We start from the raw sequence: 21,505 nt of genomic DNA, 5'->3' as shown, positions 1-21,505 counted from the left end.
CCTTATTGCAGCCCGCGCAGGGCAAGACCCGCGCTGACGATGTAGGCCGGCAGATCGCGCTGCAAATAGCGCGCATTGACGTTCTTGGCCGCGCCCATGTTCGCGAACGGATTGGCCAGCGTCGTATTGATCTGCGTCTGTTGCTGGATTGCAGTCTGCACACCCAGCAGCGATGCGTGACCGCCCGAGAGCACGATCTCGTCCACGCGACCGACGCTCGAGGTCGACAGGAAATTCTGGATCGCCTGACCGACTTCCATGGCCAGCGTCTCGAGCGAGGGCTTGAGCAGCTGGCTGCGGTATTCGTCGGGCAGCGTGTTCTTCCGCTTCTTCACCTCGGCCTTGAGTAGATCCAGGGAAAACAGACGCGAGATGCTTTGCGTGAGCTGGTCGCCCGAGCCGGACATCGGCTGGTCGTACAATTCCTTCCAGCCTTGATAGAACAGTGCGTGCGAGCGTGCACCGCCCAGGTGGAACATCGCCACGACGGGCATGTCGCGCGTCTCGGTTTCGGTGGCGTCCGGCTTGACGGCCAGCATGTGCGTCATGGCGCGCTGGATGGCGTTCTCTTCCACATCCATGACGATCGCTTTCAGACCGGCCATCTCGGCGGCAGTCACGCGCTCGGTCACGCGCTCGGAAACCGTTGCCGTGACGCGTACGCCAACCCCGCCTTCGGTTTCGGACGGGCCGATCACGACATAGTCGAAATTGACGTTCTGCGAGGGCGGAAACAGCCGATTGGCTTCGCTCTCGACCTGCACGAAGAGCTCGTCTTCGGTCAGGTTGTCGGGCAGGCTAACGGTTTGCGATTCCGTCAGGCTTGCAGGAATGGCAAGCACGGCTTCCTTACCGCGAATGCCGGCCTTGGCGATGGCACGCTTGAGCGCATTGCCCACCGCATCGATATTCACCAGATTGCCGTCGGCGACGGCACTGCGTTCAATCAGCTCGCTGGCGCATTTTTCGAGACGGAAATCCCCCTGCTTGCCGTTGGCGGATAACTCCACCACCTTGACGCTGGAAGACCCGATATCTATCCCGACGATATTGCGGCGCAGCAGGCCGGACAACAAACCCCGTCGCACAGAGACACCCCACCGTTTATAGTTTTTTGAACCCTGGCGCCCGTCGCAAATCCAACGTGCGCCATAGCCTGCTTAGATTTGCTGCTGGATTCTCACAAAATCCTTTAGAACAGGCAAACGCTCAGGCGGACCGCGATGCATTTCCCGCCAAGCCATTCGCAAAGCGTTGTCAAAACCCCACGGTCGGGGGATACCCCTTTCGTCTGACTTGATTTCCGCTCCGTCTACTTCTAACGGCGGATTCTTAGCCGCCTTGAATCAAGGCACGGCGGACGCACAATTTGCTCGCGCCGCGAGCATGACGCGGCGCACAAGTGCAGTCTCGTGCGCTGACGTGACACTGGTTACGTGCTGTTACGTCCGATGCCGCAGGCCCCTGGAAGCCTCGACGATATAATCGCCGCCACGCTGACTGACACCCCCGGTGCCCACCTGTAATGGCTACTGCCCAAACCACCCCAGCCTCGCCCAAGCCGCCTAAAGCCCGCCGCCCGCTGTGGGCGCGACTGCTTCTCTGGATGCTCGGCCTGTTCGTTGCTATGGGGGTCGTCGGAGCGCTGCTGCTGGGCTATGCCCTGCTCGTCGCCGCGCCCAACCTCCCGTCGCTCGACGCCATCACCGATTACCGCCCGAAGATCCCGCTGCGCGTGTACACCGCCGACAACGTCCTCATCGGCGAATTTGGTGAAGAGCGCCGCAGCTTCGTGCCGATCACGCAGATGCCCGACGTGATGAAGCGCGCGGTACTGGCCATCGAGGATGACCGTTTCTACGAGCACGGCGGCGTCGACTTCATCGGCGTGCTGCGCGCGGGCCTGGCGAACCTGCACGGCGGCCTGTCGCAAGGCGCGTCGACCATCACGATGCAGGTGGCGCGCAACTTCTTCCTGTCGAGCGAAAAGACGTACACGCGCAAGATCTACGAGATGCTGCTCTCGTACAAGATCGAGGCGAGCCTGACAAAGGATCAGATCCTTGAGCTGTACATGAACCAGATCTACCTGGGTCAGCGTGCGTACGGCTTTGCCAGCGCCGAGCAGATCTACTTCGGCAAGAACATCAAGGACATCACCCTGGCCGAAGCGGCCATGCTGGCCGGCCTGCCCAAGGCGCCGTCAGCGTACAACCCGGTGGTGAACCCGAAGCGCGCCAAGGTGCGCCAGGAGTACATCCTGCAGCGCATGCGCGACCTGCACTACATCACGCCGGAACAATACGATCAGGCGATCCACGAGCAATTGCCGGTGCGCGGCGAGGGTCATGAGTTCGACGTGCACGCCGAATACGTGGCCGAAATGGTGCGTCAGCTCATGTACGCGCAGTACCGCGAAGAAACCTACACGCGCGGCCTGAATGTCTACACCACGCTGCGCAAGGCCGACCAGGACGTCGCGTATCAGTCCGTGCGCCGCGGCATTCTCGACTACGAGCGCCGTCACGGCTATCGCGGCCCCGAAGCGTTCATCGATCTCCCCTCCGACGCAGAAGATCGCGAACAGGCCATCGACGACGCCTTGCTTGAACATCCGAACAGCGACGATCTGCAATCGGCCGTGGTGGTGAGCGTGACGCCCAAGCTGGTGCGCGCGACGATGCTGACCGGTGAGACGATCGACCTGGCGGGCGATGGCCTGCGCTTTGCACAGGCTGCCCTGTCGAACAATGCACAGCCGAAGATCAAGCTGCGCCCGGGCGCGGTGATCCGCGTGATTCAGGATGCGAAAACGCAGAAGTGGTCGATCACGCAGTTGCCGGAAGTGGCATCGGGCTTCATCTCGCTGGACCCGCAGACGGGCGCGATCTACTCGATGGTCGGCGGCTTCGATTTCAACCGCAGCAAGTTCAACCACGTCACGCAGGCGTGGCGCCAGCCGGGTTCGAGCTTCAAGCCGTTCATCTATTCGGCGGCGGTGGACAAGGGTTTCTCGCCGTCTACGGTCATCAACGACGCGCCGCTCTCCATCCCGACCGGCGACACCGGCGGCCAGGTGTGGGAGCCGAAGAACTACGGCGGCGGCTATGACGGCCCGATGACGATGCGCCGCGCGCTGCAGAAGTCGAAGAACCTGGTGTCGGTGCGCATCCTGCGCGCGATTGGTACGCAGTACGCGCAGCAGTACATCACGCGCTTCGGGTTCGACGCCGATCGGCACCCGGCTTATTTGCCGATGGCGCTGGGCGCGGGTTCGGTGACAATGCTCCAGATGGCAAGCGGCTACTCGGTGTTCGCCAACGGCGGCTACCGCGTGAACCCGTACATCATCGATCGCGTGGTGGATGCGCGCGGCACCGTCGTGCAGCAGAGTCATCCGATGACCGCCGGCAAGGACGCCGTGCGCGTGATCGATCCGCGCAACGACTTCATCATGGATTCGCTGTTGCGCAGCGTGGTGTCGGGCGGCACGGGCTACCAGGCCAAGGTCAAGCTGGGCCGCAACGACATGGCCGGCAAGACCGGCACCACCAACGACTCGTTCGACGCCTGGTTCTGCGGCTATACACCCAAGGTGGTCGGCGTGGCCTGGATGGGCTACGACAACCCGCGCAGCCTGGGGGATCGCGAAACCGGTGGCGGCCTGGCCCTGCCGATCTGGATCAACTATATGAGCTACGCGCTCAAGGGTGAGCCCCAGACCGAGCGCCAGCCGCCTGAAGGCGTCGTGCAGATGGCCGGCGACTGGGCCTACGAGGAATACGCCAACGGTCAGGGCGTCGCTTCGGTGGGCCTGGGCGATGCCATGCCGGGAGCATCCTCACCGGCCGGCGACCAACCGCAGCAGCCTGGCGTCAACCTGGCGCCGACGCAGGAACAGGAGAAGCAGAAGATTCTCGACATGTTCCGAGGCAACTGAGCTTCGCGCCAACGAAAAAGCCGCCCTTCGGGGCGGCTTTTCTTTTGGTCCGACGAGAACGTTGCGCTCAGTCGGCGGCCAATGTCACATCCACATCGCTTTGCTGGCTGACATAGCGTGACAGCGCGACGTACAGCTCTTCCTTGCTGCGCGTGTCGACCCAGCGGCCGTCGTCACTGCGGCGGAAGTGGAAACCGCCGGCACGCGCTGCCACCCACAGTTCCTGCATCGGCGCCTGGCTGTTAATGATGATCTTGGAGCCATCGTCGAATTCAAGCGTGAGCACGTTACCGGTACGGGTGACCTCGATGTCGGCATCGGCCTCCTCGGCGGCCGTTTCGACGATGCTTTCGATGCGGGTGAGTTCCGCTTCAGCCAGCGCCAGGAACTCCGATTCGCTCAGGGGGGGCATGCTACACTCCAAAATCTTGCGCGGACGTTGCGTGGCGGCCATTTGCGGCCCTTCCTGACCAGCAGGCGCCTCGTCCCATATGACTCCGATCGCCGCAAGGGTTACACCCCTGGGGCATCCTTTCTGCACCATCATCCGATGATACGAACCGCCGCCATTGTAGCCACTGTCGGCCTGACCCTGACGATCGCAGGCCTATCCGGCTGCGGGATTCGCGGGCCGCTGTACATGCCCAAGGTGCCGCCAGCGCCAACCGCGCCGCAAACCACGGACCCCGGCATCGCCGGGCCGAACGCCGTGCCGCAGCCGCCGGTGCCGGGCGCCAAACCCGCAGCCGCCGATGCCGCCAGCGCGGTACCCGCGAACCGCTGATCCAGCCCCTTTCTACTCAACCGGCGCCGCCCCTATCTGGTGCGACGCCCAGAATGTTTCCACTCATGTCCGAGTCCCTGATTCGCCAGGAAGGCGCGCTGATGATCGAAGGCGTCGCGCTGGACGCGATTGCCGCGCAGTTCGGCACGCCCACCTACGTGTACTCGCGCGCCGCGCTCACCGCCAACTATCGCGCCTACGCCGCCGCCTGCGAAGGCCGCAACGCGCATGTGCAGTACGCCATGAAAGCCAACTCGAACCTGGCCGTGCTGCAGGTGTTCGCACAGCTTGGCGCAGGCTTTGACATCGTGTCCGCAGGCGAACTCAAGCGCGTGCTGGCCGCCGGTGCGCCGGCTGCGAAGGTAGTGTTCTCGGGTGTGGGCAAGAGCGCGGACGAAATGCGCTTCGCGCTGGAAGTCGGCGTGGCGTGCTTCAACGTGGAGTCGATTCCCGAACTGCACCGCCTGAACGACGTGGCCGCCTCGATGGGCAAGGTCGCGCCCGTGTCGCTGCGCATCAACCCGGACGTCGACGCCAAGACGCACCCGTACATCTCGACGGGCCTGAAAGGCAACAAGTTCGGCGTGGCGTTTGACGAAGTCCTGCCGACTTACCGCGCGGCCGCTGCAATGCCGAACCTGCGTGTGGTCGGCATCGACTGCCATATCGGCTCGCAAATCACCGAGGTGTCGCCGTATCTGGATGCGCTGGACAAGGTGCTCGACGTGGTGACCCAGCTGGACGCCGAGGGCATCCGCTTGTCCCATATCGATGTGGGCGGTGGCCTGGGCATCACTTACACCGACGAGACGCCGCCGGACATCACCGCCTTCGCGCGCACGCTGCTCGACCGCGTCGAGCAACGCGGTTTTGGCGATCGCACCGTGCTGTTCGAGCCGGGCCGCTCGCTGGTCGGCAACGCGGGCCTGCTGCTCACGCGCGTCGAATACCTCAAGCCTGGCGCGAGCAAAAATTTCTGCATCGTCGATGCGGCGATGAATGACCTCGCCCGCCCGGCGATGTACGAGGCGTATCACCACATCGTGCCGGTGCGCGAAGGCCAGAGCGCGCCCGTCGTCTACGACGTGGTGGGTCCGGTATGCGAATCCGGCGACTGGCTCGGCCGCGACCGTTCGCTGGCGGTGCAGCCGGGCGATGTGCTCGCGATCCTGTCGGCCGGCGCGTACGGCTTCACGATGAGTTCGAACTACAACACGCGCAATCGCGCGGCCGAAGTCATCGTCGATGGCGACAATGTGCACCTGGCACGCGAGCGGGAGTGCTTTGAGGACCTGATCCGCGGAGAGCATCTGTTCCCCGCGTAAGCCATCCCCGCAAAGAAAAAGCCGACGCACAAACGTCGGCTTTTTTCATGGGCGCGACCAGCATCAATCGCGCGCTGGCATAGCTGCTCCGGCCATCGCAGTGCGCGGCGAGCGCCACGCCCACCAGACCCGCAGGCCAAGCAGCACCGCCATCACTGCCGCGTAGATCGACACCTCGGCAAAGTCGTGCTTACCTGCCTTGTGCCACCAGTAGTGCAGGATGCCGAGCACGCCGGTCACGTAGACAAGCCGGTGCAGCCACTGCCAACGCTTGCCGCCGAGCCTGCGCACCATCGCGTTGGTCGACGTGGCGGCCAGCGGAATCATCAGCACGAACGCCGCAAAACCAACAGTGATGAAAGGCCGCTTGACGATGTCCTTGAGCATCGACGCAGGGTCGAGGCCACGATCCACCAGCAACCAAATCAGGAAGTGAATCGAGCCGTAGAAGAACGTGTACAGCCCAAGCATGCGGCGAAGTCGAATCAGCCAGTTCATGCCCGTGATCCGGCGCAGCGGCGTGATGGCCAGCGTGCAGCACAGCAGCACCAGCGTCCACGTACCGGTCGAGCGCGTGACGAACTCCAGGGGATTCGGCCCGAACTGATCGGTCGCGCCCAGGAAGACGATGCGCAGAAAGGGCACGAGCGCAACGACCCACACGATCGCCTTCACCACACGCAACTGCTTGGGCGGCAACATCGGCGGCAGCAGTGTCATGTCGGCCTCAGAAGTTCTTGCGCAGGTCCATGCCCGCGTAGAGCGGCGCGACCTGCTCGTAGCCGTTGAACATCAGCGTCTTGCGCTTGGGCGCGAACAGGCCGCCAAAGCCGCCTTTGTCCTCGCCGATGCGGCGTTCAGTGGCTTGGCTCCAGCGCGGATGATCCACGGTCGGGTTCACGTTGGAATAGAAGCCATATTCGTTGGCCGCAGCAAGGTTCCAGCTCGTTGGCGGCTGCTTGTCGACAAAGCGGATCTTGACGATGGACTTCGCACTCTTGAAGCCGTATTTCCACGGCACGATCACGCGCACGGGCGCACCGTTCTGGTTCGGCAGCACCTGGCCGTAGAGCCCGAAGGTGAGCAGCGCCAAGGGATGCATCGCCTCGTCCAGGCGCAGGCCTTCGCTATACGGCCACTCCAGCACGGGGCTGCTGATCCCGGGCATCTGCCGCTTGTCGGCCAGCGAGATGAACTGGACGTACTTGGCGCTGCCCTGGGGCTCCACCCGCTTGATCAACTCGGCCAGCGGAAAGCCCACCCAGGGAATCACCATCGACCAGCCCTCGACGCAACGCAGGCGGTAGACGCGCTCTTCCATCGGCGCGAGCTTCATCAGGTCGTCCAGATCGTAGGTTTTGGGCGTCTTCACCAAACCTTCCACGCTGACTTGCCATGGGTGCGGGCGCAGCGTGCTGGCATAGCGCGCCGGGTCGGCCTTGTCGGTCCCGAACTCGTAGAAGTTGTTGTACGTGGTGACCTGGTCGTATGGGGTGGCTTTCTCCACGGTCGTGTACGCCGGATTCGGCTTGCCGGCCAACTTGGTCAGCGGCGGGTTGGCGGCGAAGGCCTCGCGCGACGCCCACGGCGCCAGCGTTGTGCCGGCGGCACCCATGGCGGCAGCGGCCAAAAAGCGGCGGCGCTGCTCGAAGATGTGCTGCGGTGTGATCTCGCCGGCGGGAATGTCGTCGCCACGCAGCCAGCGGTCTGTCTTGATCAACATGATTCGGGGTCCTCGTCGTGCGGGAACGGTGTCCCATGTGCGTTGGTCGTGCCCGCGCCGCCAACCTGACAAAGCGCGGGAAAAAAATGGCGCTATTCCTGGCGGGGCGCTGGTCCGGTGAATTCGCTGTACTGCCGATAGACCACCTGGGCCACTTCCAGCAACTGCGCACGCACCAGCGGGCCGGCCACCGCAAACCCCAGACCGCGGTCCGCCCAATAAAACGCCATCGGTGGCGGGTGATCCACAGCAGGATGAATCGCCTGCAGCACGCGGTTGTCGGGGGCGAGGGTCTCCAGCCGGAACCCCGTATCGCGATTGTTCGGCATGCGCCGCAACTGTACGGAGATACGCGTACCGCCTGGCCCCTCATACATCAGCATGGCCGTAGGCGCATCAGCCACCACCGTCTGGCGCCCGCCGATGAGCCGGTAGCCGAGCGACGTCAGGTCGGGAACACGCAACTGCGCATCCAGGCGCCGCGACAACCATGTGACGAGATGCGCCTCTTCATCGGCCGGCACCTCCACCATGTGTTTCGACTCGGGAGAAAAGACGACGTGCGATACGAGCGCATCGTTGGCGAAACGCTGCATGGGCATGGTGCGCTCGACGGCACCTCGGCCAAGCCAACCGGCGCCCGAGCCAATGGCCAGGCACGCAACACCCAGCGCCACGACACTCCAGCCACGCACCGCGCCAAAGCCGCTGGCCGTGGGGCGACGTGCTGCCGCGAGGATCTCCGCCGGAATGCGGCGCTGCGGCACCGGTTCGTTGAGCAGCGGATCGAGCGCGTGGTGCAATTGCGCGTCCGTCTTGCGCCAGCCCGCGACCTCGGCCGCTGCGACCGGGTGCGCGGCAAGATAGGCCTCCACGGCAGCGCGTCGCGCCGCGGGCAAGCGGCCGTCGGCATAGGCGTGGAGTTCGTCGATATGAATGGAATTGGAGGACATGGCGAGCCTCACTTCACGCGGTGCAGCGCTGCGCTGCTCCCGTCGCCAGATGCCGACGATGCACGCGCCGCCTCGGGCGAACCGTCGAGCGCCACACGCATCCGCTCACGCGCCCGCGACAGCCGCGACATCACCGTGCCCACCGGCACGCCCAGCACGTCGGCGGCTTCCTTATAGGCGAACTGCTCCAGGCCGACGAGCAGCAATACCGCCCGCTGGTCTTCGGGCAGCGTCGCCAGCGCACGCAGCAGATCACGGCGCAAGCCGGGGTCTTCGTCGACGGGGATATCGGGGGGCGAGTCGCTCAGCTCGAGCCGATCGGGCCGGCGCACGGCGTTCAGATGCAACCGATGCATGATGGTGAGCAGCCAGGCAAACAAGCCGTCGCCCTCGCCCTGCGCTCCAATCTGCCCGATGGGCCCGAGCCTGGGCCGCAACTGGAACCGCCAGCGGTAACGCCAGGCGCGTTCCAGCGTGTCCTGGACAAGATCGTCGGCACGGCTGGCGTCACGCATCAGGCCGCGCGCGTGTCGGCGCAGGCGTGGCGTGAGCGCGATCAGCCGGCTGGCCAGGTCGGACATATGGGCGCGAGCGAAGGCGGCGTGCTTACGGCTTGGCGACGTGCCAAACGTTCATGAAGCCGTCTCCGGTCTGGTCGCCCGGCATCTTGTCCTTGGTCCAGAGGTAAAGCGGCTTGCCGCGATAGGCCCACTGCTTCTTGCCGTCGTCGCGCGTGATGATGGTGTAGTCGCCGGACGGCTTGTCGGCGTCATTGGCTGCCAGCGGCGGCCAGTTCTCAGCGCACTTGCCGTTGCAGGCGCTCTTGCCGGCCATGGCGTCACGGTCAAACGTGTAAAGCGCCATGCCGTGCTGATCCGTAAGCGTGCCGTTGGTCACCTTGACGGCCGACGGCGTAGACGACGCGCCCATGCCCATGCCCATGCCGCTGCAGCCTGCCAAACCCAATGCGGCAAGCAGCGCGGCGCCGGCCAACGCGGCGCGCGGATTGAACAACTTCTGGGAAGCTGCAGACTGGCTCATCTTGTTCTCCTTGGATGGAGGGGCGCGCCGATCGCGCCCTCACTGAGCAGTAAACACGCTAGGCGCGTCTTTATTCCAGTCTGCAGAAAGTTTTTTGTGACTGACGACTTACAGTTCACCGTAGCTGTGCAGCCCCGAGAGGAACATGTTCACGCCCAGGAAGGCGAACGTCGTGACCAACAGGCCAATCAGCGCCCACCATGCCGCCATGCGACCACGCAAGCCCTTCATCAGGCGCATGTGCAGCCACGCGGCGTAGTTCAGCCAGACGATCAGCGCCCAGGTTTCCTTCGGGTCCCAGCTCCAATAGCCGCCCCAGGCGTCAGCCGCCCACAGCGCACCGAGAATCGTGGCGATGGTGAAGAACGCAAAGCCCACGGTGATGGCCTTGTACATCACGTCGTCCAGCACTTCGAGCGACGGGAGGCGATCGGCCAGCACGCCGCGCTCCTTCAGCAGATAAGCCGCGCCCACCATAGCCGACAGCGCGAACGTGCCGTAACCGATGAAATTGGCCGGTACGTGGATCTTCATCCACCAGCTTTGCAGTGCCGGCACCAGCGGCTGGATCTCCTGCGCGCTGCGCGACACCGTGTACCACAGCAGAAAGCCGACCGCCGCCGACACCACCAGCATCACGAACGGCCCCAGCGCGCGCGTCTTGTAACGCTGCTCGTAGTACAAATAGAACAGCGACGTGATCAGCGTAAAGAGGATGAACACCTCGTACAGATTCGAGATGGGGATGTGGCCAATGTCTGCGCCCACCAGGTACGACTCATACCACCGCACCAGCATGCCGGTCAGGCCGAGCACCACGGCTGCCCAGCACAGCTTGCTGCCGATCGACCCACCCGCTTCCCAGCGCAGCAGAAAACCCGTCCAGAAAAACAGCGTGGACAGGAAGATCAGCGCACTCATCCACAGGATGGCCGACTGGCTGGCAAGGAAATACTTTAGGAAGAAGGCGTGCTCGGCGCGGGCGAGATCCGGGCCATTGGCGCCGGCGTATTGCGAGATACCGAACAACGACAACACGGCGATGCCAATCATCAGCACGCGCACCGGCTTCCACGTCCAGCCCAGCCATGCGAAGGCGGGCACGGCGGCGACGAGAATGCCGCGCTCGTAGCCATCCATGTAAGCGCCATAGCGGGAAAAGGCATAACCAGCGCCGGCCGCCAGCATTGCAGCAAATAGCCAGTCAAACCAGCCTAGGCGGCGGAAATACGATGGGCGTCGCAGCGCGCCCAGATCGGCGCTCGCCATGGTCGTTTGGGGATTGCTCGCTTCCATCACCGGCTCACTTCGTTGGTTTGGGGTCGACGCTCGCTGCACCGGCGGCATCGGGGGCGCCTGCCGCGGCGCGGATATCGTGCTTGAGGCGCTCGAACTCGCGGTCAAAGTCGAGCGTACGCCGCATGGTCGACATGGCGGTCAGCACATGTGCGCCGGAGGCGCTTTCGTTGGCCTGACCGGATTGCGGTCGGATCCACAGCCACCAGCGGCGCTCTCGCACGTAGAACATCGAGAAAACGCCCAGCACCAGCAGCAACGACCCAAGATACACGATGTTTTTGCCCGGCGCACGTGTGAGCTGGAAGACGCTGGCTTGCACCTGCTGGAAGTCGGTCAACTGCAAATACACGGGTGCGCCGTAGAAGACATTGTCCGACAGCGCGTTGATGGCGCTCTGCAACCACTGGCTGCTGGCGGCATCCACAGTGGGTGCCGGTTGGCCGTCCTGCGCGCGGGCCAGTTGCCACAGCTCCCACATGGAGCTGTTGATGATCTTCATCAGTACATCGGCGGCCTTCTCGCGCTCGCCTTCGGGCACCGATTTCTGCAGGAATGTAGCGACTGCGGCAAAACCGCCCTCTGCACCGGCGGCCCCATCCTTCACATCGGCAGCGCCAGCAAAGAGGTCGAGCGCGCGACGCGCACTTTCCATCAGTTGATTGCGCAGTTCCGCACGCTGCTCGCCAGGCATGGAGAGCAGCGCGAACCGGCGCGCCGCTTCGCCCCGCATCGCCGGATTTTGCAGCGCAGCGCGCAGGCGCATCCAGTCACGGACGGTGCCTTGTGCATCGGCAGGAATGCGCAGATAGCGGAACGGCTCGTCGGGCTGAGAGCGCATGCCGGCCAGGAATACCGATTGCCCGTCCAGCGTGACCGGCAGCATGTAATTGCTGAATTCGTGCGCTTGGCCGTTGGCGTCGCGCAGCTTGTACTGCACGGAAGGGCCGACGTTGCGCAGATCGCGGTCGCGCGTCATCTTGGTGACGTTGCCAAGCTCCGCGCGCAGACCATTTTCCGCCCCGCCCTTCTTGCCCACGCCGCGTGCGTCCTGCTTGCCCGAGGCGTCCGTCACGGTTTCGACATTCATCAGGCGGAAGTCGGAGAACTCGACCGTGTAGTCGCCCCCCTTGCCGGTGAGCTTCGAGCTCTCGCCCACGACGCCCGACATATCGAACGTCTTGGCGTTGTCACCGTGCATCGGGAAGCCGGTCAGCTTGAGTTTCGAGCCGCCATCTTCGAAGCTCGACTGGTAGATCGCCACGCCGTCATACACGAAAGGCTTGTTCACCTCCACGCGCGCAGCGGTCTGCTTGCCGGTACGGCGGTCGGTCACGACGATGTCGCTGGCGAACAGCTTTGGCATGCCGGTCGAATAATGCTCAACAGTGAACTTCTTGAGCGTGATCATGAACGGCAAGTCTTGGATCAGCGCGCCGTCAGCGATGTTCAGGATCGCCGTGCTGACGCTCGAACCTTCCGGCACGAACGCGTTACCGCGGAAGCCCGGGTTCGACGCCGAGAGCCGATGCTCCGACCCGATGTCGCTGATGACCGCATTGCCTTTGATGGGCGACTTGCCGCCAAACCACATCTGCGCGCGGATCATCATGTCGCCGTCCAGCAACCCGCCGATACAGATCACGACGATGGCCGTGTGCGCCAGGATGTAGCCGATCTTGTTGCCCGCCCCCGCCTTTGCGGTAATCAGCGTCGCACCACCCTCGCGCGCGAATGCCTTGATGCGGAAACCACGGTTCTGCGCGAGCGCCGCCAGGCGTGCGGTCACGGTTGCGGTATCGGCGGGGGAATCAAATTCGTCGCGGTGATGGAACGCGCGCAGGCTGCCTTCGCGCACGTTCTCGCGCCAGGAGCGCATGTCGGCCAGCATCTTGGGGGCATTGCGCACGATGCACAGCGAGGTCGACACCACCAGGAACGCCAGGATCAGCAGAAACCACCAAGCGCTATAGACCGTGGGCAGCGTCAGCGAGCGGAACACATCGGCCCAGAAAGGCCCGAACTGGTTGACGTAGTTCGGGTACGGATCGTTCTGCTTGAGCACCGTGCCGATCACGCTGGCAATGGCGATCACCGTCAGCAGGCTGATGGCAAAGCGCATCGACGACAGCAGCTCGACCGTTTCGCGCAGCGCGCGGCGGCGGGAGCGAATCTGGACGCCGGAAGTGGAGACCGAAGACATGCGGGAAGACAACCTGTTCAGAAATGAAAACAGGGTGGCGATGCCAGGCGCATTGCCACCCTGTTCTTCTTGTTGATTGTGCGACCGTCACATGACGGCCAGGTGCGGCAGATTAGCGCAGGCCCGCAATGTAGTCGGCCACCGCCTTGATCTGCTGGGCCGTCATGCGACCCGCCAGATCGCGCATCTGTACGCTGTTCTTGCGGGTGCCGCTTTGGAACGCAACTAGTTGAGCTTCTGTGTATTCAGAGAATTGACCTGCGATACGCGGATACTGCGCCGGAATGCCGGCACCCGTCGGGCCGTGACAGCCTGCACACGCTGCGATACCGCGCTTGGCGTCGCCGCCGCGATACAGCTTCTGGCCCAGCTCGATGGTGTCCTTGCTCTTGGCCGAACCAGGCTTCCAGGCCGCTTGCTTGCCCAGGTAGGCGCCAATATCCTTCATGTCCTGATCCGACAGCGCGCCGGCGTACAGCGACATGACCGGCTGGTTACGGTCGGTCTTGGCCTTGAAATCCTTGAGCTGCTTTTCGATGTATTCGGCGTGCTGGCCAGCCAGCTTCGGGTTGACGTTCATGGCGCTGTTGCCGCCGGCGCCGTGACAACTGGCACACGCGGGCACGCCATTGGCGGGCACACCGTTGTTGAAGATCGTCTCGCCGCGCGCGGCGTCGCCCTTGGCGACTTTTTGCTCTTCGGCATGGGCTATGGAGAAGACCGATGCCAGGGACAGCGCTGCGACAGCAAAAACGTTCGCGATGCGGTTCATTCGCACACCTTGTTTAGATTGTTTTCGAATGCTGCGTGCGCCGCCCAATGTGGGACCCTGCGGCGCGGGGCGCCCCCTTCTCCTCGTGCCAGACCAGCGCATGAAAACGGACCGGCCCGGGCCTCGGGGCGGTCCTGCGACGGATCTGGTGGGGACGTCCGTAAACCGGCGTATTGTACAATAACACCTCTGCAATGCGACCTCGCGGCGCAGCAACCACGCAGTTCTGAACTGCAGTTTACAGGTACTGCCGCGCATGTCGCTCCTGCATCAAGCCCGTTTCTTCATCACCGTCAATCATCTGCGTGATTTACCGGCGACCGCCGTGCCGGAAGTTGCGTTTGCGGGCCGCTCCAACGCAGGCAAATCCACCGCGATCAACATCCTGTGCAATCAGAAGCGGCTGGCGTTTTCCAGTAAGACGCCCGGCCGCACGCAGCACATCAACTATTTCTCGGTGATGCCCGCCAAGGCGGAAGACCCGCTCGGCTTCCTGGTCGACCTGCCCGGTTACGGCTATGCCGAAGCACCCGGCGAAACCAAATCGCACTGGGTTCACCTTCTGGGCGACTACGTCAAGGCCCGCCAACAGCTCGCCGGCCTCGTCATCATGATGGACGCGCGCCGGCCGTTTACAGACCTCGATTGCCAGATGGTCGAGTGGTTCCTGCCGACAGGCAAGCCGATCCATGTGCTGCTCACGAAAGCGGACAAGCTGACCAACAACGACGCCTCGCGCGCGCTCATGGCGGCACGCAAGGTGCTGGCCGATTACCGCGCGCAGATCGACGGCGATGTGTCGCTCACGGTGCAGTTGTTCTCCAGCCTGAAGCGCCGCGGCATCGAAGAGGCGCAGCGAATTGTCGCAGGCTGGCTGTGCTTGCCCGAAGCGCTGGAACCGGAGCCGCACGCCGAGCAGGCAAAAAAAACCCCGTCGCCAAACACGCAACGGGGGTAACGACCCCATCGAGCCATCGATGGGAACCCGCGTCAGGGAGGAGCCGCGGGGGACGCTGCATCAGCGTCGCTGGCGCATTGTCCGTGCATAGGATGGATAATCGCGACAAAGGTTTCGAAACTTCACAGTGTGTTCTTAGGGTCTGCTGAAATGATCGCGAGCTTCCCCGACCATCGTCCGCGCCGCATGCGCCGCGACGATTTCTCCCGCCGCATGATGCGCGAATCGCGCCTCACTCCCGACGACCTGATCTACCCCGTCTTCATCCTCGAAGGCACCAATGTGCGACAGGCCGTGCCGTCGATGCCAGGTGTCGAGCGCGTGTCAATCGATGTATTGCTGAGCGTGGCCGAGCAGTGCGTGCAGCTTGGCGTTCCGGTGCTTGCGCTCTTCCCCGTTATCGAGCCCTCGCTCAAAACGCCGGATGGTATCGAGGCCACCAATGCCGATGGCTTGATCCCGCGCGCGGTAAAGGCGCTCAAGGCGCGCTTCCCTGAATTGGGCATCCTGACCGATGTGGCGCTCGATCCGTACACGAGCCATGGCCAGGACGGTGTGCTCGACGCCAACGGCTACGTGCTTAACGAAGAGACGGTGGATATCCTGATGCGCCAGGCCCTGGTGCAAGCCGAGGCTGGCGTGGACATCGTCGCGCCGTCGGACATGATGGACGGCCGCATCGGAGCGATTCGCCTGGCGCTGGAGAATGACGACCACATCCACACGCGCATCATGGCCTACGCGGCGAAGTACGCTTCGGCGTTCTACGGCCCGTTCCGTGATGCGGTGGGCTCGGCGGCCAATCTGGGCAAGAGCAACAAGATGACTTACCAGATGGACCCGGCCAACTCGGACGAAGCACTGCGCGAAGTGGCGCTCGACATCGCCGAAGGGGCCGACATGGTGATGGTCAAGCCCGGCATGCCATATCTCGACATCGTGCGCCGCGTGAAAGATGAGTTCCGCTTCCCGACCTACGTCTATCAGGTCAGCGGTGAATACGCGATGCTGAAAGCCGCCGCGCAGAACGGCTGGCTGGATCACGACAAGGTCGTGCTGGAATCGCTGCTGGCATTCAAGCGCGCCGGCGCGAACGGCATCCTGACGTATTTCGCATTGGACGCCGCACGCCTGCTGCGCGCGTAATCAGGCCGTCGGCTTGACTGCCTGCGTCGTGCCGATCGCGCGGCGCAGGCTTTCCAGGAAAGTGTCGGCGCGCTCAAAACCAACCACACGCGCTTTCAGTTCGCGACCCTGCGCATCGAAGAAGATCGTGCCGGGCGGACCGAACAGGCCAAAGCGCTTGAGCAGCGCTTGGTCATCAGCGTTGTTAGCCGTCACGTCAGCCTGCAGCAGCACCACATCTGCAAGCGCCTTGCGCACCCGCGCATCGGTAAAGGTCAGGCGCTCCATCTCTTTGCAGCTTACGCACCAGTCGGCGTAGAAATCGAGCATCACCGCACGACCCGATGCGCTCGCGTTGCGCACTTCGGCATCGAGTTCGGCGATGCTCTTCACGCGCTTGAATGTCACGCCGTGTGCCTCGGCTTGCGCGGACGTGCCCGCCGATGCGCGAATCAATCCGCTCAGCGGTTGCAGCGGATCGCGGCCCCCAGCGGCGACGCCAACCAGTTGCGCCGCACCCGCCAGCGCGAGCAGCACACCCGCGACCTTGCCCAAGCGCTGCACGTTGCCCGCGCCATCCGGCAGCGAATCGAATGTCCGCAGAAACACGGCCGCACCGATCAGCAACCCACCCCACGCGACCATCACCGCCCAAGCCGGCAACACCGGCTGCACGATCCACAGCGCCACAGCCAGCAGGATGAATCCAAATACCGCCTTGGTGACGATCAACCAGTGACCAGCGCGCGGTAGCAAGTTGCCCGCCCCCACACCTACGAGTACGAGCGGCACGCCCATGCCGACCGACATCGCAAACAACGCCATACCGCCGACCGCGGCGTTGCCGGTCTGCGCGATATAGGCCAGCGCGCCCGCCAATGCCGGCGTCACACACGGGGACACAATCAACGCCGACAGCGCACCCATCACGACGGCTCCGACAATCTCGCCGCCGCCATGCTTGCTGGAGGCTTTTGTCAGGTGATCGCGCCAAGCTGCCGGCAATTGCAGTTCATACAGCCCGAACATCGACAGCGACAGCGCCACCATCAAGACAGCAAACGCGCCCAGCACCCACACGTTTTGCAGCGCAGCTTGCAGGCCCTGCCCGGCCAAGCCGGCTGCCACACCCACGGCGGTATAGACGACTGCCATACCGAGCACGTAAGCGACCGACACGATGGCTGCGCGCGAACGCGTCGCGTGCTCGCCAACCACGATCGCCGACAGGATCGGCAGCATCGGCAGCACGCACGGCGTAAAGGTCAGCAGCAGCCCGAGTCCAAAAAACAACGCCGCAATCGCTCCCAGATTGCCGCTGCCGAGCGTGCTGGCGATGCGGCCGAGGGCGTCACCGGAGCTGGCGTCGCCACCGCCTGCGGAAGACGCGCCCGGCAACGAGGCGGCGGGCTCCACCAGGAAACGGCTCTTCATCGGCGGATAGCACAGGCCCTGATCCGCACACCCTTGCGACGTGACGATCAGCGTGAAAGGCGCCGTGGCGTTCTGCGCTTTCACTCGGAATGCAACGTCATGCCGATAGGTCTCTACGTCCTTGTTGAACGTCTCGTCAAACTTGACCTTGCCTGCCGGCATGTCAGGGGGTGCCAGCGTGACGGTCGCCGGGTCCGCCGCCACCGCGAAGCGTTCGCGGTACATGTAGTAGCCGTCGGCAATGGCGAACTTGACTTCGACAGTCTGGCCGTCGACCTGCGTGGCGGAGAAGCGGAATGCCTGCTCGGGTGGCAGGAAATCGTCAGCAGCATGCACGCGCATGGGCAGCGTCGCCACTGCGACGAACAGCATCACCAACTGCACCACACGTCGCACGGACACGAACGAAGAGAAGGTCATATCAACGGCAATCAAACATCAATTGGAAGGCAGGCACGTTTCGTCGGCCACCCACGCAAGATACGCCGGCAAGCCCGCAGCCACCGGCACAGCGATGATCTCAGGGACCTCGTACGGATGCGCCTTGCGTAGCGCGACTTCCAGCGCGGGGTAGGCTGCACGCGTTGTCTTGATCAGCAGCGGGATCTCGGCGGCGTGCTCGATCGCACCATTCCACCAGTACGCCGACGCGCAAACCGGCAAACGGTTGACGCACGCTGCGGCTCTGGATTCCAGCACGGCCTTTGTTATGCGATCCGCACTGTCAGCGTCGGGCAGGTTTGTCAGCACCAGCAGCACTTCGGTTCCGTCAGACATAGATACTCCACGGTTGCGCGCCAACTGCTAGAGCACCGAAAGCGGACAACAAAAAAGCCAGGATACGAATCCTGGCTTCATTGTAATGCGCGCGACAGCACGCATTCTCTAGCTTGCCCGGCGCGACGCCATGTCGCACCGGCAAACCTAGGCTGACCTTACTCGGCAGCGCCGTCGACTTCCACAGCCTCGGCAACTTCCGGACGGTCGAGCAGCTCGACCAGAGCCATCGGCGCATTGTCGCCCTGACGGAAGCCGAACTTCAGGATACGGGTGTAGCCGCCCGGACGGGTCGCGAAACGCGGGCCCAGTTCGTTGAACAGCTTGGTGACCATGTCGCGATCGCGCAGGCGGGCGAATGCCAGACGGCGGTTGGCTACGGTGTCCTTCTTGGCCAGCGTAATCAGCGGCTCAACAACCTTGCGCAGTTCCTTGGCCTTCGGCAGCGTGGTCTTGATCAGCTCGTGCTGCAGCAGCGAGTTGGACATGTTGCGCAGCATCGCGAGACGGTGCGACGAGGTGCGGTTCAGTTTCCGCAAACCATGACGGTGACGCATGATGATTCCTTCTTAAGAGTGTTTGACCAGCTCTTCTATCGCCGCCGCTCGTACAACGCTGCGTGGCGCGGGCCGGTAGCTTTAACAATAAGCCACCCAAACAGCGATGGCAGGAAGACCGGCCGATACTTGCGCACCGGCCGACAATTGCAACTTACTTCTCGAGACCTGCCGGCGGCCAGTTCTCGAGCTTCATGCCGAGCGTCAGGCCACGCGATGCGAGGACTTCCTTGATCTCGTTGAGCGACTTGCGACCCAGGTTCGGGGTCTTGAGCAGTTCGTTCTCGGTACGCTGAATCAGGTCGCCGATGTAATAGATGTTTTCGGCCTTCAGGCAGTTGGCCGAACGCACCGTCAGCTCCAGATCGTCGACCGGACGCAGCAGGATCGGATCGATCTGCGGCGCGCGGGCGGCGGCGGCCTCGGCGGCGCTCTCGGTACCTTCCAGCGCGGCGAACACCGACAGTTGATCAACCAGGATGCGAGCCGACTGGCGGATCGCTTCTTCCGGCGAGATCACGCCATTGGTCTCGATGTTCATCACCAGCTTGTCGAGATCGGTACGCTGCTCAACACGTGCAGACTCAACCGCATACGACACACGGCGCACCGGCGCGAACGAGGCGTCCAGCACGATGCGGCCGATAACCTTGCTCGACTCATCGCCGAACTTGCGCACGTTGCCCGGCACATAGCCGCGGCCTTGCTCGACCTTCAACTGCAGATCAAGCTTGCCGCCAGCCGACAGGTTGGCGATCACGTGACCAGGATTGATGATCTCGACATCATGCGGCAGCTCGATATCAGCGGCCGTCACCACACCTTCGCCTTCCTTGCGCAGCGACACCGTGACTTCATCACGGTTGTGCAGCTTGAACACCACGCCCTTCAGATTGAGCAGCAGGTTGACGACGTCTTCCTGCACGCCATCGATGGTGGAATATTCGTGGACGACCCCTGCGATCGTGACTTCTGTCGGGGCATAGCCGACCATCGACGACAGCAGCACGCGGCGCAGCGCGTTACCGAGCGTGTGGCCGTAGCCTCGCTCGAACGGTTCCATGACGACCTTCGCGTGATGATCGCCAAGCGGCTCAACCGCAATAATTTTGGGCTTCAGGAGTGCTGTTTGCATTAGGTTGTCCTATTTCAATACCCTCGGCTCGTTACACCGATAAGGCTGACGGATTGGACTGGAAAGGTTCCATCGCAGAACGTTGCGACGGAAGACGCACATGCCGCAATCGCGTTGCGGCACGTAACGATTCGGATTGGATCGGCACCTGAGTACTGTTGGCGCACGAACACAATGTCGTTGATGATGGGCGCCCCAAAAGGCGCACGAGCCCGCACCTGAGGTACGGGCGCCGTCATTAACGCGAATACAGTTCGACGATCAGGCTTTCGTTGATATCGCCAGCGATATCTGCGCGATCCGGGGCTTGCTTGAAGGTGCCTTCCATCTTCTTGGCGTCCACAGCAACCCAGATCGGGAAGCCAGTCTGTTCAGCCAGCGTCAGCGATTCGGCAATACGCACTTGCTTCTTCGACTTCTCGCGGATAGCAATCACGTCGCCCGACTTGACTTGAGCTGACGGCACGTTCAGAGCTTGACCGTTCACCAGGATCGCCTTGTGCGACACCAGCTGGCGCGCTTCAGCGCGGGTCGAGCCAAAGCCCATGCGGTAGACGACGTTGTCCAGGCGCGATTCCAGCAGTTGCAGCAGGGTTTCACCCGTGTTGCCCTTGCGGCGATCGGCTTCAGCGAAGTAACGACGGAATTGACGCTCCAGCACGCCATAGATGCGTTTGACCTTCTGCTTTTCACGCAGTTGGTTGCCGTAGTCGGAGGTGCGAGCGCCGGACGTGCGGCCGTGCTGACCAGGCTTGCTGTCCAGCTTGCACTTGTCGGCGAGCGAGCGGCGTGCGCTCTTCAGGAAAAGGTCAGTACCTTCGCGGCGAGACAGTTTCGCCTTGGGACCGGTATAGCGTGCCACGTTATGTTCCTTCGTTATCAGTCATCCGTGGCACACGGCCGCGGATGGTCCGCCTGCTCAGCCCTAGCAACAGAGCCGCAGCGAACAGTGGGCTTATGAAAAGACGAAACCCGCCTTCCGGAAAATCCGGAAGACAGGTAAGCGGGCAAGTATAGCACCCGCAGACCGACCTCGCCAGCAACTGGCGCGGCCGGTCGAATCACTTAGATACGACGACGCTTCGGCGGACGGCAGCCGTTGTGCGGAACCGGCGTCACATCCTCGATCAACTGGATCTTGATACCCAGATTGTTCAGTGCACGCACAGCCGATTCACGACCCGGGCCCGGGCCCTTGATGCGCACTTCCAGGTTTTTAATGCCTTGGTCCTGCGCAACGCGACCAGCACTCTCAGCTGCCACCTGAGCGGCAAACGGCGTCGACTTACGCGAGCCTTTGAAGCCTTGGCCACCGGACGTCGCCCACGACAGAGCATTGCCCTGGCGGTCGGTGATCGTGATGATCGTGTTGTTGAACGACGCGTGAACGTGCGCGATGCCGTCGGCGACGTTCTTGCGAACCTTCTTGCGCGCGCGCTGGGCGGCGGTATTCGCTGCTTTTGCCATAGTTCTTATCCTTTA

21 protein-coding genes are annotated in these 21,505 nt (G+C 63.2%); 5 read left to right on the top strand and 16 right to left on the bottom strand.

Annotation, left to right across the window (positions count from 1 at the left end):
* Positions 1 to 2: 2 nt before the first annotated feature.
* Complete coding sequence (locus DOD19_RS00235) at positions 3 to 1,073, bottom strand: type IV pilus biogenesis protein PilM (protein WP_024977862.1); 1,071 nt, start codon at positions 1,071 to 1,073, stop codon at positions 3 to 5.
* Positions 1,074 to 1,525: 452 nt separating this feature from the next.
* On the opposite strand from DOD19_RS00235, the gene DOD19_RS00230 reads away from it, so the two are divergent.
* Positions 1,526 to 3,940, top strand: a complete 2,415-nt coding sequence (locus DOD19_RS00230; RefSeq protein WP_112183436.1) for a penicillin-binding protein 1A — start codon at positions 1,526 to 1,528, stop codon at positions 3,938 to 3,940.
* A 67-nt stretch (positions 3,941 to 4,007) separates the two neighbouring features.
* Here DOD19_RS00230 and cyaY read toward each other — a convergent pair whose 3' ends face one another.
* Entirely contained in the window at positions 4,008 to 4,352 is a 345-nt protein-coding gene (cyaY, locus tag DOD19_RS00225) for an iron donor protein CyaY (RefSeq protein ID WP_024977864.1), read from the bottom strand.
* Between the two features lie 138 nt (positions 4,353 to 4,490).
* Between cyaY and DOD19_RS00220 the strand changes: the two genes are divergently transcribed.
* Both DOD19_RS00220 and lysA read left to right on the top strand, forming a co-directional pair.
* Complete coding sequence (locus DOD19_RS00220) at positions 4,491 to 4,724, top strand: lipoprotein (protein WP_112183433.1); 234 nt, start codon at positions 4,491 to 4,493, stop codon at positions 4,722 to 4,724.
* Between the two features lie 65 nt (positions 4,725 to 4,789).
* Positions 4,790 to 6,049 carry a diaminopimelate decarboxylase gene (gene lysA, locus DOD19_RS00215; RefSeq protein ID WP_112183539.1) on the top strand — a complete coding sequence of 420 codons (1,260 nt, stop codon included), beginning with the start codon at positions 4,790 to 4,792 and terminating at the stop codon, positions 6,047 to 6,049.
* Positions 6,050 to 6,112: 63 nt separating this feature from the next.
* Here the strand turns inward: lysA and msrQ are convergent, their stop codons facing one another.
* From msrQ to DOD19_RS00175, 8 genes are all read right to left on the bottom strand, one after another.
* Entirely contained in the window at positions 6,113 to 6,769 is a 657-nt protein-coding gene (msrQ, locus tag DOD19_RS00210; protein WP_112183431.1) for a protein-methionine-sulfoxide reductase heme-binding subunit MsrQ, read from the bottom strand.
* A gap of 7 nt (positions 6,770 to 6,776) precedes the next feature.
* Positions 6,777 to 7,772 (bottom strand): protein-methionine-sulfoxide reductase catalytic subunit MsrP, encoded by a 996-nt coding sequence (msrP, locus tag DOD19_RS00205; protein WP_112183429.1) that lies wholly within the window; start codon positions 7,770 to 7,772, stop codon positions 6,777 to 6,779.
* A gap of 92 nt (positions 7,773 to 7,864) precedes the next feature.
* Positions 7,865 to 8,725, bottom strand: a complete 861-nt coding sequence (locus tag DOD19_RS00200; protein WP_112183427.1) for an anti-sigma factor — start codon at positions 8,723 to 8,725, stop codon at positions 7,865 to 7,867.
* 8 nt (positions 8,726 to 8,733) lie between these two features.
* Positions 8,734 to 9,306: an RNA polymerase sigma factor gene (locus DOD19_RS00195; protein WP_112183425.1), complete on the bottom strand. Its 573-nt coding sequence runs from the start codon at positions 9,304 to 9,306 to the stop codon at positions 8,734 to 8,736.
* Positions 9,307 to 9,331: 25 nt separating this feature from the next.
* The gene (locus DOD19_RS00190) at positions 9,332 to 9,766 is read right to left on the bottom strand and encodes an ATP-binding protein (RefSeq protein ID WP_112183423.1); all 435 of its coding nucleotides are present in this window, start codon (positions 9,764 to 9,766) and stop codon (positions 9,332 to 9,334) included.
* A 108-nt stretch (positions 9,767 to 9,874) separates the two neighbouring features.
* Positions 9,875 to 11,062, bottom strand: a complete 1,188-nt coding sequence (ccsB, locus tag DOD19_RS00185) for a c-type cytochrome biogenesis protein CcsB (RefSeq protein ID WP_112183421.1) — start codon at positions 11,060 to 11,062, stop codon at positions 9,875 to 9,877.
* Between the two features lie 7 nt (positions 11,063 to 11,069).
* The gene (locus tag DOD19_RS00180) at positions 11,070 to 13,265 is read right to left on the bottom strand and encodes a cytochrome c biogenesis protein ResB (protein ID WP_112183419.1); all 2,196 of its coding nucleotides are present in this window, start codon (positions 13,263 to 13,265) and stop codon (positions 11,070 to 11,072) included.
* 112 nt (positions 13,266 to 13,377) lie between these two features.
* The gene (locus tag DOD19_RS00175; protein ID WP_024977873.1) at positions 13,378 to 14,037 is read right to left on the bottom strand and encodes a c-type cytochrome; all 660 of its coding nucleotides are present in this window, start codon (positions 14,035 to 14,037) and stop codon (positions 13,378 to 13,380) included.
* Between the two features lie 256 nt (positions 14,038 to 14,293).
* Here DOD19_RS00175 and yihA point away from each other — a divergent pair, with 256 nt between their 5' ends.
* Both yihA and hemB read left to right on the top strand, forming a co-directional pair.
* Positions 14,294 to 14,995, top strand: coding sequence for a ribosome biogenesis GTP-binding protein YihA/YsxC (yihA, locus tag DOD19_RS00170; protein WP_024977874.1), 702 nt, complete (start codon positions 14,294 to 14,296; stop codon positions 14,993 to 14,995).
* A 150-nt stretch (positions 14,996 to 15,145) separates the two neighbouring features.
* On the top strand, positions 15,146 to 16,141 hold the full coding sequence (gene hemB, locus DOD19_RS00165) for a porphobilinogen synthase (protein ID WP_024977875.1): 996 nt from the start codon (positions 15,146 to 15,148) through the stop codon (positions 16,139 to 16,141).
* Here hemB and dsbD read toward each other — a convergent pair whose 3' ends face one another.
* The 6 genes from dsbD to rpsK form a co-directional block, all read right to left on the bottom strand.
* A complete protein-coding gene (gene dsbD / locus DOD19_RS00160) occupies positions 16,142 to 17,974 on the bottom strand; it encodes a protein-disulfide reductase DsbD (protein ID WP_112183417.1) in 1,833 nt (610 codons plus the stop codon).
* An 18-nt stretch (positions 17,975 to 17,992) separates the two neighbouring features.
* Positions 17,993 to 18,331, bottom strand: coding sequence for a divalent-cation tolerance protein CutA (gene cutA / locus DOD19_RS00155; RefSeq protein ID WP_024977877.1), 339 nt, complete (start codon positions 18,329 to 18,331; stop codon positions 17,993 to 17,995).
* Positions 18,332 to 18,489: 158 nt separating this feature from the next.
* Positions 18,490 to 18,888 carry a 50S ribosomal protein L17 gene (rplQ, locus tag DOD19_RS00150; RefSeq protein ID WP_024977878.1) on the bottom strand — a complete coding sequence of 133 codons (399 nt, stop codon included), beginning with the start codon at positions 18,886 to 18,888 and terminating at the stop codon, positions 18,490 to 18,492.
* A gap of 154 nt (positions 18,889 to 19,042) precedes the next feature.
* Complete coding sequence (rpoA, locus tag DOD19_RS00145) at positions 19,043 to 20,023, bottom strand: DNA-directed RNA polymerase subunit alpha (protein WP_004634508.1); 981 nt, start codon at positions 20,021 to 20,023, stop codon at positions 19,043 to 19,045.
* A 238-nt stretch (positions 20,024 to 20,261) separates the two neighbouring features.
* Positions 20,262 to 20,885: a 30S ribosomal protein S4 gene (gene rpsD, locus DOD19_RS00140; protein ID WP_024977879.1), complete on the bottom strand. Its 624-nt coding sequence runs from the start codon at positions 20,883 to 20,885 to the stop codon at positions 20,262 to 20,264.
* Positions 20,886 to 21,088: 203 nt separating this feature from the next.
* Positions 21,089 to 21,490, bottom strand: a complete 402-nt coding sequence (rpsK, locus tag DOD19_RS00135; RefSeq protein ID WP_003264143.1) for a 30S ribosomal protein S11 — start codon at positions 21,488 to 21,490, stop codon at positions 21,089 to 21,091.
* Between the last annotated feature and the right edge of the window lie 15 nt (positions 21,491 to 21,505).

It is taken from the genome of Ralstonia sp. GX3-BWBA (assembly GCF_003290055.1).
Taxonomy (GTDB): Bacteria; Pseudomonadota; Gammaproteobacteria; order Burkholderiales; family Burkholderiaceae; genus Ralstonia; species Ralstonia holmesii.
The sequence above is the reverse complement of the archived record's forward strand: the minus strand, read 5'-3'. Positions and strand labels throughout refer to the sequence as shown.

Excerpts from the sequence above, each read along its gene's own strand:
- hemB (WP_024977875.1), top strand. The coding sequence starts at position 15,146 with ATGATCGCGAGCTTCCCCGACCATCGTCCGCGCCGCATGCGCCGCGAC.
- rpsK (WP_003264143.1), bottom strand. The coding sequence starts at position 21,490 with ATGGCAAAAGCAGCGAATACCGCCGCCCAGCGCGCGCGCAAGAAGGTT.
- msrQ (WP_112183431.1), bottom strand. The coding sequence starts at position 6,769 with ATGACACTGCTGCCGCCGATGTTGCCGCCCAAGCAGTTGCGTGTGGTG.
- yihA (WP_024977874.1), top strand. The coding sequence starts at position 14,294 with ATGTCGCTCCTGCATCAAGCCCGTTTCTTCATCACCGTCAATCATCTG.
- DOD19_RS00175 (WP_024977873.1), bottom strand. The coding sequence starts at position 14,037 with ATGAACCGCATCGCGAACGTTTTTGCTGTCGCAGCGCTGTCCCTGGCA.
- dsbD (WP_112183417.1), bottom strand. The coding sequence starts at position 17,974 with ATGACCTTCTCTTCGTTCGTGTCCGTGCGACGTGTGGTGCAGTTGGTG.
- DOD19_RS00220 (WP_112183433.1), top strand. The coding sequence starts at position 4,491 with ATGATACGAACCGCCGCCATTGTAGCCACTGTCGGCCTGACCCTGACG.
- lysA (WP_112183539.1), top strand. The coding sequence starts at position 4,790 with ATGTCCGAGTCCCTGATTCGCCAGGAAGGCGCGCTGATGATCGAAGGC.
- cutA (WP_024977877.1), bottom strand. The coding sequence starts at position 18,331 with ATGTCTGACGGAACCGAAGTGCTGCTGGTGCTGACAAACCTGCCCGAC.
- DOD19_RS00230 (WP_112183436.1), top strand. The coding sequence starts at position 1,526 with ATGGCTACTGCCCAAACCACCCCAGCCTCGCCCAAGCCGCCTAAAGCC.
- DOD19_RS00200 (WP_112183427.1), bottom strand. The coding sequence starts at position 8,725 with ATGTCCTCCAATTCCATTCATATCGACGAACTCCACGCCTATGCCGAC.
- msrP (WP_112183429.1), bottom strand. The coding sequence starts at position 7,772 with ATGTTGATCAAGACAGACCGCTGGCTGCGTGGCGACGACATTCCCGCC.
- DOD19_RS00195 (WP_112183425.1), bottom strand. The coding sequence starts at position 9,306 with ATGTCCGACCTGGCCAGCCGGCTGATCGCGCTCACGCCACGCCTGCGC.
- ccsB (WP_112183421.1), bottom strand. The coding sequence starts at position 11,062 with ATGGAAGCGAGCAATCCCCAAACGACCATGGCGAGCGCCGATCTGGGC.
- rplQ (WP_024977878.1), bottom strand. The coding sequence starts at position 18,888 with ATGCGTCACCGTCATGGTTTGCGGAAACTGAACCGCACCTCGTCGCAC.
- cyaY (WP_024977864.1), bottom strand. The coding sequence starts at position 4,352 with ATGCCCCCCCTGAGCGAATCGGAGTTCCTGGCGCTGGCTGAAGCGGAA.
- DOD19_RS00180 (WP_112183419.1), bottom strand. The coding sequence starts at position 13,265 with ATGTCTTCGGTCTCCACTTCCGGCGTCCAGATTCGCTCCCGCCGCCGC.
- rpoA (WP_004634508.1), bottom strand. The coding sequence starts at position 20,023 with ATGCAAACAGCACTCCTGAAGCCCAAAATTATTGCGGTTGAGCCGCTT.
- DOD19_RS00190 (WP_112183423.1), bottom strand. The coding sequence starts at position 9,766 with ATGAGCCAGTCTGCAGCTTCCCAGAAGTTGTTCAATCCGCGCGCCGCG.